Source organism: Achromobacter animicus, assembly GCF_040775605.1.
In the GTDB taxonomy this organism is placed as follows: Bacteria; Pseudomonadota; Gammaproteobacteria; order Burkholderiales; family Burkholderiaceae_B; genus Achromobacter; species Achromobacter animicus.
In genome coordinates, this window is sequence record NZ_JAYGJK010000001.1 from 1291366 (window position 1) to 1307257 (window position 15892).

A 15892-nucleotide genomic window follows, 5' to 3' on the forward strand; every position below is an offset into this window, starting at 1 on the left:
AGAATAGTGGTTTTTTCTGTGGCCTGCCGAGCGGGTTATCTGTTCAGGAGGTCGTCCGGCACCTGAAGGTTTCGGTCGTCGGGACCCTGTTGGGTACCGCTGAGGACGGGTCGGGCCATGGGGGTGGCCGTCAGCATGTCTGCCGGAAACGGAACCAGCATCTCGCGGCTGTGGGCGGCCGATGCGGTCAGCCAATCGCCATAGGCGCCTTCCGGCAGGATGACCACCATGCGCTTTTCCGTGTTGGGCTGGTGATAGCGGCTGAACAGGGGATCGTGGTCGGCGTTGATAGTGAGCATGGTGTAGCTCTCCTGCCATTGCCCCGCCGCATCGCGATAGCGATCCCACAAGCCCGCGATGCCCAATGGCTTGCCGTCGGCGCGGGTGAACCGGGTGGCCACGGCCTTGCCGGACGTCCAGTCCGGCTCGAAGATCGCGTCGGCGGGAATGATGCAGTGCTGCGCGCGGCGCCAGGCGTTGCCGAACGTGTACGAGCCCGCGGCGGTCTCCGCGCGGGCATTGAAGGTGGAAAGCTTGCTGGCCCGTTCCAGGCCGCCTGAACGCGTCATGGCGCTGATCAGGCCCCAGCGGCCCGCCGCGGCCTCACGATCAGGAACGGCATCGTCGCCGGTGTCATGCTCAGGCGGACGCCGCACGAACACCCCTTCATAGCGGGGCCACATGTCGTACTTGCCGATGGCGGCGGGTCTGGTGCGCACGCCGAATTTCTGCAGCAGCAGTTCGGCGTCCTTGAGCGTCTGGTAGTGCGAACACATGCACGGGCTCCCGGAATGACGGGGAGGCGCGGTGTGGCGCCTCCGGGGTATCCAAGCTTGCCGTGTGGGCGTGCGATTTGTCCAGCGTGAGGGAATGCGAGGGGTGGTGCCCGAGACCGGAATCGAACCGGTACGGCCGCGAGGCCGAGGGATTTTCTTACCACTTCGGCTTTCGCCGCCAGCACAGGCTTGCTGTTCGTGGTCTGGAGCACGCCTTCACCATAGCCTTTTCGGCCTTAGGTGCCCGCCGTCTGCTCTCTACACCTTCCCCGATATGTCATCGGGGCTTGGCTCGGCGTTAGCGCGGAACGGGTCCAGGGCCTTCGCCGAGTTTGACGGGCTTCACCTTTGGAGTTTCCTCCAGAGGGCTCAAATTTGTTCAAGTCCCTTGTGTCTACCAATTTCACCACTCGGGCGATGCGCGTCCCGCGAGGGGCCGGCAGCGGGCGAGACTATACCACCTTGGCAGCGGGGATATTGGCGGCGCGCGCTGGTAATGGGTAATCGCGGCAGGAACCAGACCGGCGGGCGGGTAAACCCCGATCCCTGCGCGGCGGGACTACGGACGACACTTTGCGCCATGAAGCCCAGTCCGCCCGCCCCGCCGTCCCGCGACATCGACCCCGTTTCCCTGCGCCTGTTCCTGGCCGCGCTGGAGGAAGGCAGCCTTGCGCGCGCCGCCGCCCGCGAGAACATCGTGCCGTCGGCCGTCAGCAAGCGCATGTCGGAAATGGAAGACGCGTTCGGCGTGCCGCTGCTCGAGCGCGGCGTGAAGGGCGTGCAGCCGACGCCGGCCGGCGATGCGCTGGCCGCGCACGTGCGCCGCGTGCTGGAGGATATGGACCGCATGCACCGCGACATGGCGGGATTTGCAACCGGGGTGCGCGGGCATATCCGGCTGGCCGTCAGTTTTGCCGCCTTGTCGGGCGACCTGCCGGCGCAGATCCAGTCCTTCCGGCGCGCGAATCCGCAAATCGACATCTCGCTGGAAGAGGACACCACGCAGACGGCGTTCCGCGCCGTGCTGGAAGGGCGGGCGGACGTGGCGGCCGGTTCCGACTTCGGACACGAAGGCCTGCAGGTGTTCCCGTTTGGCCATTGCGAACTGGCGGCGGTGGTGCCGGGCCGGCATCTGCTGGCTGACCGCGAGAAGCTCGGTTATGCACAGTTGCTGCCGTTCGAGCAGATCGAGCTCAACCGCGATAACGGCATCAGCAGCGTATTCGATCAGGCGGCGCGCGAGGCGGGTATGACGCGCCGCATCAGCGCGCGTGTCAGTTCGCACGAGACCATTTGTCTGCTGGTGTCGCGCGGTATGGGCGTGGCGGTGGTGCCGCATTATCTGAAGCCGCGACTGGCGCACCTGGACATTCGCTTCATTCCGCTGGAAGGGCCGTGGTCAAGCACGCCGCTGTGCATTGCGGTGCGGGATCCGGAAGCGCTGTCGCCGGCTGCGCGCGCGCTGCTCGCGCATCTGGGCGTGCTGGGGGACTGACGCCCTCAGGGCTAACCCGGACGTTCCGAAACGAGAATGCCCCCGTGCTGAAAGACCGCTACCCGCCGGTGCCGCCCGCCCGCGATGATGCAGACATGCTGGCGCGGCGCGGACAAGTTTCCGAGGCTGAGGCCGCGCTCCCATCGAACAGGCTGGCAAGAGGAACCGCAGATGACAGCAGCACCGGCTTCACCCTTCATGGACAGCACCGAACTGCCGCTGCGCGGCATCAAGGTCCTGGAACTGTCTCACATGATCATGGGGCCGGCCGCCGGCCTGTCGCTGGCGGACCTGGGCGCGGACGTCATCAAGGTCGAACCGATCGACGGCGACCGCACGCGGCGCTTGAAGGGATCCGGCAGCGGCTACTTTCCGGTCTTCAACCGCAACAAGCAGAGTCTTGCGATCGACCTGAAGTCGCCGGAAGGCCAGGAGGTGGTGCGCAAGCTGGCGCTGCAGACCGACATGATCGTGGAGAACTTCCGTGATGGCAGCCTGGCGCAGTACGGACTCGATTACGAATCGCTGTCGGCCGAGAACCCGGGGCTGATCTATGTGTCGCTCAAGGGCTTTCTGTCCGGCCCTTACAAGCACCGCACCGCGCTGGACGAGGTGGTGCAGATGATGGGCGGGCTGGCGTACATCAATGGCGGGGCGGACACGCCGCAGCGGGTGGCGGCGTCGGTCAACGACATCCTGGGCGGCACGTTTGGCGTGGTGGGCGCGTTGGCCGCGCTGCACGACCGCCACGCCACCGGCCGCGGGCGCCATGTGCGGTCCGGCCTCTTTGAAAACAATCTGCTGCTGGTTGCACAGTTCATCGCGCAGTTCCAACTGACGGGCACGGCACCCAAGCCGATGGGTGCGGAGCGCAAGCCGCCATGGGGCGTGTATGACGTCTTCGAAACCGCCGATGGCCGCGTGTTCGTCGCAGTGGTGGGCGATGCGCAATGGCGCAACTTCGCGCAGAAATTCCTGCCGCCCGAATGGGCCGCGGATCCGCGCCTGGCGACCGCCATCGACCGCGAGGCCGCACGTTCGTGGCTGGTGCCTGGCGTCGGTGAAATCCTGAAAACCTGGAAGACCGACGAACTGTGCGCCGCGCTGGAGGAAGCCAATCTGTCGTATGGCCCGATCCGCCAGCCGCACGATTTGCTTGATGACGCGCATCTGAACGCGGGCGGCGCGCTGCTGCCGACCCGTCTGCCGGACGGCGGCGAAATCTCGGCCGCCGCGCTGCCCATCGAGTTCGATGGGCGCAAGGCGGGCAAGCGGTTCGATCCGCCCACCCAAGGCGCGCAGACGCACGCCATTCTTCAAGGCCTGGGCCTGGATGCCGCGCGCATCGACGCCTTGCGCACGGCGGGAGTGATTGCATGACGCCAGGGCGTTAGCGCCCGATTTCTGTCGAGGCGGCGTCAGACCGCCAAGACATCCATCAAAGAGGAGACACCCATGATCCGCAAACTCGTTGCGCTGGCTGCACTGGCCGTCGCATGTACCGCCACTGCGCAGGACTATCCGAACAAGCCCATCCGCATCATCATCCCGTCCACGCCGGGCGGCGGCACCGACTACATCGGCCGCCTGATGAGCACCAAGCTGCACGAGCTGAACGGCTGGGCGGTCGTGCCCGAGAACAAGCCCGGCGCCGGCACCGCGCTGGGGCTGGCCGAAGCGGCGCGCTCGCCCGCGCAGGGCTATGACCTGGTGATCGGCCAGTCCGACAACGTCACGCTGATTCCGCTGCTGATGAAAGTGGCCTACGACCCGGTCAAGGATCTGACGCCGGTAGCGCTGGTGGCCACGACGCCGATGGTGCTGCTGGTGGCGGAGGCCTCGCCCTACAAGACGCTGCCTCAGGTGATCGAAGCGGCCAAGAAGGAGCCCAACAAGATTTCGTACGGCACGTCGGGCACCGGCGGGGGCGTGCACATCGCAATGGAAATGCTGCAGCACGAAGCCGGCTTCAAGATGCAGCACGTGCCGTACAAGGGTTCCGCGCCGGCGCTGGCCGACCTGATGGGCGGGCATCTGCAGTTCGCGGGCTCGTCGATTTCGTCGGCGGCCACGCTGATCAAGTCGGGCAAGGTGCGCGCGCTGGCGGTGACCTCGCCCAAGCGCAACCCGGCCTTGCCGGACGTGCCGACCGTGGCGGAGCTGGGATACAAGGACTTCAGCGTGGTGACCTACTACGGCGTGCTGGCCCCGGCCAAGACGCCCGACGCCATCGTCACGCGGCTGAACAGCGACTTCAACAAGCTGCTGGCGCGCCAGGATGTGAAGGACGCGCTGGCGGCGCAGGGACTCGAGACCGACCCCGTATCCAGCGCACAGTTTGCCGCGCTGATCCAGTCGGACATCGGCAAGGCGCAGCAGACCATCAAGAGCGCCGGCATCGTCATTCAGCAATAAGACACGGGAACGCACATGAACCAGGAAGTCAGGCTTTGCGAGGTCGGGCCGCGCGATGGGTTGCAGATGGCCAAGGGCGTGATGCCGGGCGCCGACAAGCTGCGCTGGATCCGGCAACTGGCCGCTGCCGGGCTGCGCGAGATCGAAGTGGGCAGCTTCGTGTCGCCGCGACTCGTGCCGCAGATGGCGGACACGGGCGACATCCTGCCCGAAGTGCTGAAGATCGACGGGCTGACGGTGTGCGCGCTGGCGTGCAATCTGAAGGGCGCCATCGCCGCCTACGAGGCCGGTGCGCACGTGCTGGCGTTTCCCGTGTCGGTCAGCGACACGCACAGCCGCGCCAATGTGGGCAAGGGAACCGACGCGCAGGTCGACATGCTGGCCGCCATCGTCGACTGGGTGCGTTCGCAGGCGCGGCCGATGCGAATCGACGCCGCCGTCGCCACCGCGTTCGGGTGTTCGATGGAAGGCGAGGTGCCGGTGCGGCGGGTGGCCGAGGTCGCGGCCGCGGTGGCGCGCGTGGGCGCCGATGAAATTGCGCTGGCCGATACCGTGGGCTATGCGCATCCCGGGCGCGTGCGCGAGGCGGTGCGTGCCGCGCAGGACGCCGTGGGCGCGCGGCTGACCAAGCTGCATCTGCACGACACGATGGGATTGGGCCTGGCGAATGCGCTGGCCGGGTTGGACGAAGGCATCCGCGCCTTCGATTCCTGCCTGGGCGGGCTGGGCGGTTGCCCGTTTGCGCCGGGGGCGTCGGGCAACATCGTCACCGAGGACCTGGTGTTCATGCTGGAAAGCATGGGGTATCGCACGGGCGTTGATCTGTCCCGATTGCTGGCGGCGCGGCCCCTGCTGGCCAAATCATTGCCGCAGGAAACCCTGCGTAGCGGCGTGGCCGCCGCCGGCATTCCCGGGACCTTCGCGGCCACCGCTTAGGTCAGCGATACACCAGGACGGGCAGGGTGGTGTGCGCCAGCACCTTCTGCGTCTGGCTGCCCAGCAGCAGCGCGGCCATGCCCCCACGGCCGTGCGAAGACATGGCAATCAGGTCGCAGTTGCGCGTCATGGCCACGTCGACGATCACCTGATAAGGCGAGTCGCTCTCGCGCATTTCCGTGACGCAGGCCACGCCGGCGGTGCTGGCCTTGCCGGCGGCTTCGGACAGATACGAGCTGGCCAGCTCGCGCGCCTGGTTTTCGTAGATGCCGCGCATGCCTTCAAGCTGCACGGATTCCATGGAGGGCATCTCGAACGGGCTATATACGGTCAGGACCGTGACGCTGGCGTCCAACGCACGCGCAAGCGCAAGGGCTTGTTCCAGGCCGGAATTGGCCAGGCTGGATCCGTCGATGGGGATGAGTATGTGCTTGTACATGGCAACCTCCAGAGGGAATCTGCGTCCATGGTACGCCCGTTGGGGTCGGCCCGTTGGGGACGGCCCGTTTGGGACAGCCAATGGAGGACGGCCCATTTGGGACGGTTGCCTCTGAATCTGGCGGAAGCGGTGAGATTCGAACTCACGAACGGTTGCCCGTTGCCGGTTTTCAAGACCGGTGCAATCGACCACTCTGCCACGCTTCCGGGGTGTTGCCAGTACTGCCGGCGATTTTGCCTGCCGGATTGCCCGCAGTGCCGCCAGTCTATTGCGGCCGCCAGGCAAACATTCTGCCCGAACGGAATCACGACATGCCGCAAAGGGCGCAATAATAATCCATTTGCTGCAAAGGAGGCACGCGATGCACGCTGTTGAAATCACCCGCCCCGGTGGCCCCGAAGTCCTCGTCCCCGTGGAACGCCCCACGCCCGAGGCCGGCGCCGGCGAAGTTCTGATCAAAGTGACCGCTGCGGGCATCAACCGCCCCGACGTGTTCCAGCGCAAGGGCAACTACGCCCCGCCGCGCGGCGCATCCGACCTGCCGGGCCTGGAAGTGGCCGGTGAAATCGTCGGCGGCGACGTGGCCGGCAGCGGCTTTGCCGTGGGCGACAAGGTCTGCGCCCTGGTCGCGGGCGGCGGCTATGCCGAATACTGTGTCGCGCCCGTGGCCCAATGCCTGCCGATTCCCAAAGGCCTGTCCGACATCGAGGCCGCCGGCCTGCCGGAAACCTATTTCACCGTGTGGAGCAACGTGTTCGACCGCGGCCGCCTGTCCGAAGGCGAGGCGCTGCTGGTCCATGGCGGCGCCAGCGGCATCGGCACCACGGCCATCCAGCTGGCCCGTGCGATGGGTCACAAGGTCTACGCGACGGTCGGTAGCGACGATCGCGCCCGTGCCGTCGAGGCGCTGGGCGCCGACAAGGGGATCAACTACAAGACGCAGGACTTCGTGAAGGAAGTGCTGGACGCCACCGGCGGACGCGGCGTCGACGTGATCCTGGACATGGTGGCCGGCGATTACATCGCCCGCGACATGCAGTGCCTGGCCGATGACGGCCGTATCGTCATCATCGCGCAGCTTGGCGGCTCGCACGCCAATGTGGATACCGCCCAGGTCATGCGCCGTCGCCTGACCATCACCGGCTCCACCCTGCGTCCCCGTCCGGTCGCCTTCAAGGGCGCCATCGCCCGCGCTCTGCGCGAGCAGGCCTGGCCGCTGCTGGAAAAAGGGGCCATCAAGCCCATCGTCCACGCCACGTTCCCGCTGGCCGAGGCCTCCAAGGCGCACGCCATGATGGAAGGCGGGGAAAACATCGGCAAAATCATCCTGACTATGTAAGAAACGCGCGGCGTTCGGCGTATCGCCGCGCAACAGGATACAATCTCGGGTTTCGCCTGGAATTTTTTCCAGGCAGGCCCGTGGGCGGTTGCTGCACAAGTCCCCTGTATCAGGACCTGCAGGCTCACCCCTCACTCCCAATCGTCAGACAAATTCGCCATGACTTCAGTCGAAAACCGCGCCCGCCTCGTGCTGGGCAACTGGAAGATGCACGGCAACCTTGCCGAGAACGCCGCGTTGCTGACCGAGCTTCGTGCCGCGGATGCGGCGGGCCACTGCGAAATCGGCATCTGTGTTCCGTTTCCCTACCTGGCGCAGGCTGCTTCGGCCCTGACCGGCAGCAGCGTGTCCTGGGGCGCGCAAGACGTCAGCGCGCACGACAAGGGCGCGTACACGGGTGAAGTCTCCGGTTCGATGCTGAAGGAATTCGGTTGCCGCTGGGCGCTGGCCGGCCACTCCGAGCGCCGCGTCCTGCACGGCGAAACCGACGAGATCGTGGCCGCCAAGGCCCAGGCCGCGCTGGCCGCCGGCCTGACCCCCGTGGTCTGCGTCGGGGAATCCCTGGCCGACCGCGAAGCCGGCAACACGCTGGCCGTGATCGAACGGCAGCTCAAGCCCGTGCTGGCGTTGGGCGCCGATGCGGTTTCCCGCATGGTTCTCGCCTATGAGCCCGTCTGGGCCATCGGCACGGGCCGCACCGCCTCGCCGGAGCAAGCCCAGGAAGTCCACGGCGCCATCCGCGCCGCCCTGCGCGCGCTCGGCGCCGCGCAAGTTCAGGTGTTGTACGGCGGCAGCGTCAAAGCCGCCAACGCCTCCAGTTTGTTCGCCATGACTGATATCGACGGAGCCCTGGTCGGCGGCGCGTCGCTCGTGGCCGAAGAGTTTTTGCGAATTGCCGCCATCTAAGTTTCCGTTCCGGAGTCTGTAATGCCCCTGATGCTCAAAATTCTGCTGGCCGTCCAAGTGATCTCGGCGCTGGCTATCATCGTCCTGGTCCTGCTTCAGCAGGGCAAAGGCGCCGACATGGGCTCCGCTTTCGGTAGCGGCTCGTCGGGCAGCCTGTTCGGCGCCACCGGTGCGGCCAACTTCCTGTCGCGCGCCACCAAGTGGGCCGCGGTCGTGTTCTTTGCCTCCACCGCTGGTCTGGCCTACTTCAGCCACAAGGGCACCGCTGGCCCCGCTGTGGATTCCGGCGTGATGCAAAGCTTCCCGGCCGACCGTTCGGTCCCGCAAGCGCCGGGTTCCTCGGTGCCGGCCACGCCGGGCGCATCGTCCGTCCCGGGCGCATCGTCCGTGCCCGCCACGCCGGCGCCCGCCCAGCCCGACGCCTCCGTGCCGACGGCTCCGGCTGCCCCGGCCGCCCCGGCTGGCGACAAGCCGGCGGCCGCGCCCGCCGCCCCGGCAAAGTAAGGCACAGCAGCAGAAAGGCCGGCGTAAGCCGGCTTTTTTTATGCTTGCCGCATTGAAGCGACCCTGCCTGGAAAAGCCATGGAAAAGCGATTGATGCCGTCGATGATGGCGCTGCAGTGTTTCGAGGCGGTGGCGCGGCACATGAGCTTCACGCGCGCGGCCGAGGAACTGCACATGACGCAGAGCGCGATCAGCAAGCAGATCGCGCAACTGGAGGCCCTGCTGCGCAACCCGCTGTTCCTGCGCGTGCGCCGCCGGCTGCAACTGACGCCCGCGGGCGCGCTGTACCAGTCCGAGGTCAGGGCAATCCTGAATCAGATCGACGTGGCTTCGCGCGACATCCTGACCTATGGCAGCGAGACTCAGGTGCTCACCATCGGCACCCAGCCCACCTTCGGGTCGCGCTGGCTGATCCCGCGGCTGCAGCGCTTCATGGCTGCGCATCCGGAAATCCAGTTGAAGGTGCGCAGCGAAACCCATCCGTTCGATCTGATGCAGGCCAAGATCGACATATCGCTTTTCTTCGGCCATGGCGCGCTGCCCGGCGCGCAGTGCGTGGAACTCTTCGAGGCTGACGTCGTGCCGGTGTGCTCGCCCGCCATCCTGCACGGCGGCAAGCTGGCCAGCCTTGCCGACCTGAGCCGGCAGACGCTGATCCAGTGCGCCTCCCGTCCGGAGGCCTGGCACGACTACTTTTCCCATCAGCAATTCCAGTCCGACCGCAGCTATCTCGGACCGCGCTTTGACACCTTCTACATGTGCGTGCGCGCGGCCGAGGGGGGGTGCGGCATCGCGCTCACGCCGCGCCTTCTGGCTGAAGAAGAACTGCAGGCCGGCAAGCTGGTCGTTCCCTGGGATTACGTGCAGCCCAGCGATGGCGCGTACTTCGTGGCGTATTCCGAGCACTCGGCCGAGGTGCCGAAGATCAAGCAGTTCGTGGCATGGGTGCGGGACGAAGCCCGCCAGCCGGACGGCCGGGGCGCGCCGCGCGCCCGGTCCATGAAAAAACGGACTGATTAGGCCGAAATTTTTCATTTGATCGGCGCGGGGCGGCGTGATTACATGCGGGCCATCCTTTTCCACCGATGTGCCGAGCCCGTCATGAGTCAGAACTACGTCAATCCCGATCAGATCCGCGCTTGGTTTTCGCGCGCCATGTCCGACATGTACAAGCAGGAAGTCCCGCTGTACGACACGCTGCTGGACCTAGTGGCGCAGGTGAACGCCCGGACGATGGACGAGCAGCCGGAACTGGCCGCGCATCTGGCGCGCACCGGCGAGATCGAGCGCCTGGACATCGAGCGCCATGGCGCCATCCGCGTCGGTACGCCGGAAGAACTGGCCAACATGCGCCGGGTGTTTGCCGTGATGGGCATGCTGCCCGTCGGCTACTACGACCTGTCGCCCGCTGGCGTGCCGGTGCATTCGACGGCTTTCCGCGCCACGCATGAAGCGGCCCTGCAGGCCAGCCCATTCCGCGTCTTCACCTCGCTGCTGCGCCTGGAGCTGATCGACGACGTGGCCCTGCGCGAAAAGGCCGCCCGCATCCTGGCCGCCCGGCAGATCTTCACGGACCGCGTTCTGGCGCTGACCGCCAGCTGTGAGGCGCAAGGCGGCCTGAATGAGGCCGACGCCCGGCAATTCGTGGCCGAGGCGCTGCACACGTTCCGCTGGCACAGCGAGTCCACGGTCAGCCTGGCCGACTACCGCGAATTGCATGGCCAGCATCGCCTGATCGCCGACGTGGTGGCATTCAAGGGGCCGCACATCAACCACCTGACCCCGCGCACGCTGGACATCGACGAAGCGCAGGCCGAGATGCCGCGCCGCGGCGTGTCGGCTAAGGCCGTCATCGAAGGCCCGCCGCCGCGAAAGTGCCCGATCCTGCTGCGCCAGACCAGCTTCAAGGCGCTGGAGGAACCGGTGCGCTTCGCCGGCGCGGATGGCTCCAGCGCGGTGGGCAGCCACACCGCCCGCTTCGGCGAGATCGAGCAGCGCGGCGTGGCGCTGACCCGCAAGGGCCGCGCGCTGTACGACCAGCTGCTGGACCTGGCCCGCAGCCGCATCAGCGGCGCGCCCAACGAGGGCAATGCGGCGGCCTACATGCAGAACCTGCAGGATTGCTTTGCGGCGTTTCCGGACGATTACGCGGCGCTGCACGACCAGGGGCTGGCGTACTTCCGCTATTTCCTGACCGGCAAGCCGGGCACGCCGGAAACCTCGGATCTGTCCGCCCTGATCGATGCGGGCTACATCCAGTTTGAACCGCTGGTGTACGAAGACTTCCTGCCGGTCAGCGCAGCCGGCATCTTTCAGTCGAACCTGGGCGACAAGGCGCAGGCCGAATACGCGCAAAACGCCAGCCAGGCCGCGTTTGAAGCGGCGCTCGGCGCGCCGGTGATGGACGAACTGGCGCTGTACGACGCCACGCAGGCGCGATCGCTCGCGGCGTGCCTGCAGGCGCTGGGCGTGGAGGCGGTGGCGGCCTGAAGTTGTCCGGGCTGAATGGGCTGCAACCCGCCGCCTTGCAGATAAAGCGGGACGGCTTTCCCGCTTTCCAAATTACGTGATAGAATGCTCGACTTTCCAGCAGGGTTCGCCTTGTTGGGTTGGTCAAGCCGACGTGGTGAAATTGGTAGACACGCTATCTTGAGGGGGTAGTGGCGAAAGCTGTGCGAGTTCGAGTCTCGCCGTCGGCACCAAGAAATTCCTCGCAATGAACCCGCATTTCTCTTTTGGAGGATGCGGGTTTTTTGTTTGTCGGTCCCTTCGGTGGACGGTCCCTTCCATGGTGGATCCGTAAGCCAACTGTGGCTATTCGCCCGGATCCGCTGGAAAACAGATTTCCAGATACCGGAACAAAGGACGGATGGGCCTCGGATCCCCCGTGAACCGCGCGATCTCAGGGGAAACCCCATCCGGTCGCGTATCGCCGCTGCGCTTGTGCCGTCGCCGCCTCGCGACTAACATGTCGCAAGCCAACTATCAAGCCAACATTGCAATCTGTCGCTCGTGCCCCGAGATTGCGCAAAATTCTTCAATGCTTTCCTGCACCTTCGAATCCCCGAGCCGACATCGGCATGACCGACCGCATCCTCATGCCGGGGCTTTCCGGCATTTGCCGAGGCCGCGTCCGTGCTGAACGTGTCGGTCCGGCAAAAGACCGCCCATCCGAAGACGACACCCTGGAAGGGCCTGCAAGTCATTCCGCGGCGGGCGCTCGCCCCGTCGGAATCGGCCAGTCCGTTCGAAATCCTGGATTTGAAGCCGCTGAACATCGCCGCGGCGGGCAGCGAGCGGGACGTGTATCTGCATCCGGCCGACAACTCGCTGCTGATCAAGATCGTCAATGGCGTGCGCCGCAGCCAGGCCGACCGCAAACGTCCCTGGTACAAGCGTTTCCGGCGTGATGCCTCGCATCGCGTGTTCATCATGGAAGCCGTCGAATACATCGCCACCACGGCCCAGCAGGGCGCGCGGGGAGGCAATGTGCTGATGGCGCGCATCTTCGGTTTGGTGTTGACCTCGAAGGGCTTGGGCCAGGTGGTCGAGCGCATCGTCGATGCGCATGGCAACCTGGCGCCCACGCTGAAGGAAGTCGTGGCGCGGCACGGGTTCTCGCCGGAACTGCGCTACCGCGTGCACGAATTCATCATGGCGCTGATCGACGCGCATGTGGTGTTCAACGATGTCAGCGCCAGCAACATCGTCGTGGGTTTCAATGCCGAAGGGCGCGAAGGCCTTTATCTGGTGGACGGGTACGGCTCCAAGCAGCTCATTCCCGTCTATTCATGGAGCAAGTCGCTGAACGGCCGGCGCATTCTGCGCCGTTACGACACGATGACCAAGAAGCTCCTGGCCGCTAGCGAACGCCGGCGCTAGGCGTTCTCGACGCTCAGCCCTTCAACCGCTCCGGCACATCCTCCATATCGCTGCACACGGCCAGCACCTCGGCCGGCTTTCTGCTCAGCGACAGATAAACGTGGCCGATGCTGCTGTCGAAGTACGCCGATTCCAGCCGGTTCAGCACGACGCTGTCGCCGTTTTCGAACTGGATGCGAACCTTGCCCGACAGAACCACGACGAACTCCTGGCCCGGGTGGCGGATGTAGTCTTCAAACTCCACGACCTTGCGCGAATCGATCATGGCGACCATCGGCAGCATCTTCTTGCCAGGGTATTCGCCCATCAGCAGGCGGTAGTGGTAGTTCTCGGTGATGTAGTCGCGGGCGTCGCTGAGCCGGTTCTTGACGAAGGTGGGGGCGACCGCGGCCTGCGCGGCGTCGCGCAGCATGAACATGCGGGTCATGTCGATGTCGAGCGCGCGGGCCAGCGCGGCGAATTTTTCGTAACTGAGGGCGATCTGGCCGAGTTCGGCCTTCGATAGCGTCGACACCGCGATGCCGCTGGCCTTGGACAGCGCCTGCAAGGTCATCTTCCTGGCCTTGCGCTCGGCGCGCAGGCGGGCGCCCATTTCTTCCTTGCCCACGATTTCGGGCGGGGATGTGTTGCCGGTTGGGGCCATGTGTGGTCTGGCTTATAGGGTTGAGGGCAGGGGCAGGGCCCGCAAGCCCCGCCGCGTGTAGCCGGATTGTACGGGGTGGGCCGGGTCAGGCGGGGGGCTGGGCGCCTGTGCGTTCGACGATCATCCGGTAGTGCTCGGGCCGGCGGTGGGCGGCGAAGTTGAAGATGTTGGCGCGGTAGTGATCCGACACCGACAGGTCGCAGACGAAGTTGATGACTTCGTCCTCCTCGGAGAACGTGCGCACCATGATTTCGCCGGTGGGCGCGACGATGCAGGATCCGCCGATCATGGGGTTGCCTTCCTCGACGCCGGCCTTGGCGGCGGCGGCCACCCAGCAGGCGTTCTGGTAGGCGCCGGCCTGCAGCGACAGCAGGTGGTGGTGCATGCGCAGGTGGATCGGCTCGTTCCATTGCACGTACCCAGAGGGCGTGTTGTACCCGGCCATGACGACCTCCACGCCTTGCAGTCCCATGACGCGGAACGTCTCGGGCCAGCGTCGGTCGTTGCAGATGCACATGCCGATGGCGGCGTCCGGAGTCTGCCAGACGGGAAACCCCAGGTCGCCGACCGCGAAATACTTCTTCTCAAGATGCTGCAGGGGCGCGCCGTCGACGGCTTGCGCTTCGCCGGGGATATGAATTTTGCGGTACTTGCCCACGATCTGGCCGTCGCGACCGACCAGGATGCTGGTGTTGTATTGCACGCCGTCCGCCAGCTCGGCGTAGCCCAGATAGAAGCCGATGCCCTTGTCGCGGGCTGCGTCGAACAGGGGGCGGGTCAGGGGGCCCGGCATTTCGGTTTCGAAGAACGCCTGCACCTCGGCCGGATCGTCGATGGACCAGCGCGGAAAGAACGTGGTCAGCGCCAGCTCCGGAAACGTCACCCAGGCCGCGCCGCGGCTGTGGGCGTCTTCCAGCAGATCGATCAGCCGGCGAACGACCTGGACCCGGGTGTCGCTGCGCTGGACGGGGCCAAGCTGCGCGACGGAAAGGTGGAGCTTACGGGCGGTCATGCGGCGCTCCCGGCGTTGCCTGGCGCGGCGATCCCAACGGCGCTCCGCGCCAGGACGCGGCCGGCGTGCTGACCGGTGAAGGCCTGCTCCTCCCACACGGGCGCGCCGTTCACGTAGACCGAGTGAATGCCGGCCGCGCGTTCGGTGGGGCGTTCGAAGGTGGCGGCGTCGGCCACCGTGGCCGGATCGAAGACCACGAGGTCGGCAAAGTAGCCTGGCTGCACCTGCCCGCGTTCGGCCAGGCCGAACTTGGCGGCGGTCAGGCCGGTCATTTTCCAGACCGCGGTTTCCAACGGGAAGAGGCCCAGGTCGCGGGAGTAATGGCCCAGCACGCGCGGGAAGGTGCCCCACAGGCGCGGATGCGGACGCTCGTCGTGGGGCAGGCCGTCCGAGCCGATCATGGTGGGGCCGAACTTCAAAATGCGCTGCACGTCGGGCTCGTCCATCATGAAATAGATGGCGCCGGCCGGTTGCAGCTCGGGCACCACGTCGAATTTTGACTTGCCGCGTTCGGCGGCAATTTCGTCCAGGTTGCGGCCGCTGAGTTCGGGAAAGGGCTTGCACCAGGTGATGATGGTGCGGCCTGCCAGCAGCACGCGGTCCTGCTTGAGCATGGTGGAACCGGCCACATAGGGGTATGCGTCCAGCGAGACGTCCTGCTTGGCCATCGCGGCCTCGATCAGCGGCAGGGTCTCGGCGGAGCGGCCGAAGTTGGGCTGGCCCATGACCTTGTGATGCGAGATCACGACCGGCACGTCCAGTTCGCGGCCGATGCGGAAGGTCTCTTCCAGCGCTTGCACGATGTGTTCGCCCTCGTCGCGCATGTGGGTGGCGTAGATGCCGCCGTGCGTGTTGAGCGGGCGGCAGACTTCGATGATTTCCTCGGTGGTGGCCTGGGCGGCTGGCGGGTAGAACGTGCCGGTGGAGATGCCGATGGCGCCGCTGGCCAGCGCGTCGTCGGCCAGCGTCTGCATGGCCTGCACTTCATCCGGCGTGGCGGCGCGCTGCAGGTCGGGCATGACGGCCGCGCGCAGCGTGGAGTGGCCGACCATGCAGGCGGCGTTGACGGCGGCGGGCGTGGCGCGCAGTGCGTCCAGGTAATCGGAGAAACGTTCGAAGCGGTACGAACCGCCTTCGTCCAGCAGGTCCAGCGGCGCGGGCGGGCTGGCGTGGGCATGCGCCAGCGGCGCCAGGCTGATGCCGCAGTTGCCCGTGACGACGGTGGTGACGCCCTGCGAGATCTTGGGCGTCATGTCGCGGCGCTTGAGCAGGTAGTTGTCGTCGTGGGTGTGCGAGTCGATGAAGCCGGGCGCCACCACTTTGCCCGTCACGTCGATGCGGCGTTGCGCGGCGCTGCCGGACAGGTCGCCCACGGCGGCGATGCGGTCGCCGCGCACGCCCACGTCGGCGCGCTGGCCGGGGGCGTTGGTGCCGTCGATGACGGTGCCGCCGGCGAGGATGTAGTCAAACGGGGTGGCGTCAGGCTGGGACATGCGGTTCTCCGGCTGGATGGGATCAGGCAATGGGGCAATCAGGCAATGCGGG

General features: G+C 66.3%; 15 protein-coding genes and 2 tRNA genes. 11 read left to right on the forward strand and 6 right to left on the reverse strand.

Features of this window, described 5'->3' with window-relative positions:
* Nucleotides 1-35: 35 nt before the first annotated feature.
* Entirely contained in the window at nt 36-776 is a 741-nt protein-coding gene (locus AB3147_RS05785; protein ID WP_367351543.1) for an SOS response-associated peptidase, read from the reverse strand.
* A gap of 580 nt (nt 777-1356) precedes the next feature.
* On the opposite strand from AB3147_RS05785, the gene AB3147_RS05790 reads away from it, so the two are divergent.
* From AB3147_RS05790 to AB3147_RS05805, 4 genes are all read left to right on the forward strand, one after another.
* Nucleotides 1357-2271, forward strand: a complete 915-nt coding sequence (locus AB3147_RS05790; protein ID WP_175137245.1) for a LysR family transcriptional regulator — start codon at nt 1357-1359, stop codon at nt 2269-2271.
* Nucleotides 2272-2442: 171 nt separating this feature from the next.
* A complete protein-coding gene (locus AB3147_RS05795) occupies nt 2443-3651 on the forward strand; it encodes a CaiB/BaiF CoA transferase family protein (RefSeq protein WP_175123099.1) in 1209 nt (402 codons plus the stop codon).
* Between the two features lie 75 nt (nt 3652-3726).
* Nucleotides 3727-4686 carry a Bug family tripartite tricarboxylate transporter substrate binding protein gene (locus AB3147_RS05800; protein WP_175184172.1) on the forward strand — a complete coding sequence of 320 codons (960 nt, stop codon included), beginning with the start codon at nt 3727-3729 and terminating at the stop codon, nt 4684-4686.
* Between the two features lie 15 nt (nt 4687-4701).
* The gene (locus AB3147_RS05805) at nt 4702-5622 is read left to right on the forward strand and encodes a hydroxymethylglutaryl-CoA lyase (RefSeq protein WP_367351544.1); all 921 of its coding nucleotides are present in this window, start codon (nt 4702-4704) and stop codon (nt 5620-5622) included.
* A 1-nt stretch (nt 5623) separates the two neighbouring features.
* Here AB3147_RS05805 and AB3147_RS05810 read toward each other — a convergent pair whose 3' ends face one another.
* The gene (locus tag AB3147_RS05810) at nt 5624-6061 is read right to left on the reverse strand and encodes a universal stress protein (protein WP_175123096.1); all 438 of its coding nucleotides are present in this window, start codon (nt 6059-6061) and stop codon (nt 5624-5626) included.
* Between the two features lie 118 nt (nt 6062-6179).
* A tRNA-Ser gene (locus AB3147_RS05815) sits at nt 6180-6267 on the reverse strand.
* Between the two features lie 155 nt (nt 6268-6422).
* Between AB3147_RS05815 and AB3147_RS05820 the strand changes: the two genes are divergently transcribed.
* The 7 genes from AB3147_RS05820 (at nt 6423) to AB3147_RS05850 (ending at nt 12692) form a co-directional block, all read left to right on the forward strand.
* Entirely contained in the window at nt 6423-7400 is a 978-nt protein-coding gene (locus AB3147_RS05820; protein ID WP_175123095.1) for an NAD(P)H-quinone oxidoreductase, read from the forward strand.
* Nucleotides 7401-7559: 159 nt separating this feature from the next.
* Nucleotides 7560-8306, forward strand: coding sequence for a triose-phosphate isomerase (gene tpiA, locus AB3147_RS05825; protein WP_056321524.1), 747 nt, complete (start codon nt 7560-7562; stop codon nt 8304-8306).
* 21 nt (nt 8307-8327) lie between these two features.
* Nucleotides 8328-8810 carry a preprotein translocase subunit SecG gene (gene secG, locus AB3147_RS05830; protein WP_175123094.1) on the forward strand — a complete coding sequence of 161 codons (483 nt, stop codon included), beginning with the start codon at nt 8328-8330 and terminating at the stop codon, nt 8808-8810.
* A 78-nt stretch (nt 8811-8888) separates the two neighbouring features.
* Complete coding sequence (locus tag AB3147_RS05835; protein ID WP_175123093.1) at nt 8889-9830, forward strand: LysR substrate-binding domain-containing protein; 942 nt, start codon at nt 8889-8891, stop codon at nt 9828-9830.
* 81 nt (nt 9831-9911) lie between these two features.
* Nucleotides 9912-11300, forward strand: coding sequence for a 2-oxoadipate dioxygenase/decarboxylase HglS (gene hglS / locus AB3147_RS05840; RefSeq protein ID WP_367351545.1), 1389 nt, complete (start codon nt 9912-9914; stop codon nt 11298-11300).
* Nucleotides 11301-11427: 127 nt separating this feature from the next.
* Nucleotides 11428-11512: transfer RNA gene (locus tag AB3147_RS05845), tRNA-Leu, on the forward strand.
* A gap of 433 nt (nt 11513-11945) precedes the next feature.
* The gene (locus AB3147_RS05850; RefSeq protein ID WP_246282848.1) at nt 11946-12692 is read left to right on the forward strand and encodes a YrbL family protein; all 747 of its coding nucleotides are present in this window, start codon (nt 11946-11948) and stop codon (nt 12690-12692) included.
* Nucleotides 12693-12705: 13 nt separating this feature from the next.
* Here the strand turns inward: AB3147_RS05850 and AB3147_RS05855 are convergent, their stop codons facing one another.
* The 3 genes from AB3147_RS05855 to AB3147_RS05865 all read right to left on the reverse strand — a co-directional run bounded on the left by AB3147_RS05855 (nt 12706) and on the right by AB3147_RS05865 (nt 15840).
* On the reverse strand, nt 12706-13335 hold the full coding sequence (locus AB3147_RS05855; RefSeq protein WP_191576859.1) for a helix-turn-helix domain-containing protein: 630 nt from the start codon (nt 13333-13335) through the stop codon (nt 12706-12708).
* 85 nt (nt 13336-13420) lie between these two features.
* Nucleotides 13421-14347, reverse strand: coding sequence for an N-carbamoyl-D-amino-acid hydrolase (locus AB3147_RS05860; RefSeq protein WP_343736639.1), 927 nt, complete (start codon nt 14345-14347; stop codon nt 13421-13423).
* Entirely contained in the window at nt 14344-15840 is a 1497-nt protein-coding gene (locus AB3147_RS05865; protein ID WP_367351546.1) for an N-acyl-D-amino-acid deacylase family protein, read from the reverse strand. Before AB3147_RS05865 ends, AB3147_RS05860 begins: the two co-directional genes overlap by 4 nt.
* Nucleotides 15841-15892: the final 52 nt, after the last annotated feature.

What these genes read in the sequence shown, in the direction of transcription:
- AB3147_RS05855 (WP_191576859.1), bottom strand. Translation starts at nt 13,335, where the DNA reads ATGGCCCCAACCGGCAACACATCCCCGCCCGAAATCGTGGGCAAGGAA.
- AB3147_RS05805 (WP_367351544.1), top strand. Translation starts at nt 4,702, where the DNA reads ATGAACCAGGAAGTCAGGCTTTGCGAGGTCGGGCCGCGCGATGGGTTG.
- AB3147_RS05800 (WP_175184172.1), top strand. Translation starts at nt 3,727, where the DNA reads ATGATCCGCAAACTCGTTGCGCTGGCTGCACTGGCCGTCGCATGTACC.
- AB3147_RS05790 (WP_175137245.1), top strand. Translation starts at nt 1,357, where the DNA reads ATGAAGCCCAGTCCGCCCGCCCCGCCGTCCCGCGACATCGACCCCGTT.
- AB3147_RS05810 (WP_175123096.1), bottom strand. Translation starts at nt 6,061, where the DNA reads ATGTACAAGCACATACTCATCCCCATCGACGGATCCAGCCTGGCCAAT.
- AB3147_RS05835 (WP_175123093.1), top strand. Translation starts at nt 8,889, where the DNA reads ATGGAAAAGCGATTGATGCCGTCGATGATGGCGCTGCAGTGTTTCGAG.
- AB3147_RS05795 (WP_175123099.1), top strand. Translation starts at nt 2,443, where the DNA reads ATGACAGCAGCACCGGCTTCACCCTTCATGGACAGCACCGAACTGCCG.
- tpiA (WP_056321524.1), top strand. Translation starts at nt 7,560, where the DNA reads ATGACTTCAGTCGAAAACCGCGCCCGCCTCGTGCTGGGCAACTGGAAG.
- AB3147_RS05865 (WP_367351546.1), bottom strand. Translation starts at nt 15,840, where the DNA reads ATGTCCCAGCCTGACGCCACCCCGTTTGACTACATCCTCGCCGGCGGC.
- secG (WP_175123094.1), top strand. Translation starts at nt 8,328, where the DNA reads ATGCCCCTGATGCTCAAAATTCTGCTGGCCGTCCAAGTGATCTCGGCG.
- AB3147_RS05785 (WP_367351543.1), bottom strand. Translation starts at nt 776, where the DNA reads ATGTGTTCGCACTACCAGACGCTCAAGGACGCCGAACTGCTGCTGCAG.
- AB3147_RS05860 (WP_343736639.1), bottom strand. Translation starts at nt 14,347, where the DNA reads ATGACCGCCCGTAAGCTCCACCTTTCCGTCGCGCAGCTTGGCCCCGTC.
- hglS (WP_367351545.1), top strand. Translation starts at nt 9,912, where the DNA reads ATGAGTCAGAACTACGTCAATCCCGATCAGATCCGCGCTTGGTTTTCG.
- AB3147_RS05820 (WP_175123095.1), top strand. Translation starts at nt 6,423, where the DNA reads ATGCACGCTGTTGAAATCACCCGCCCCGGTGGCCCCGAAGTCCTCGTC.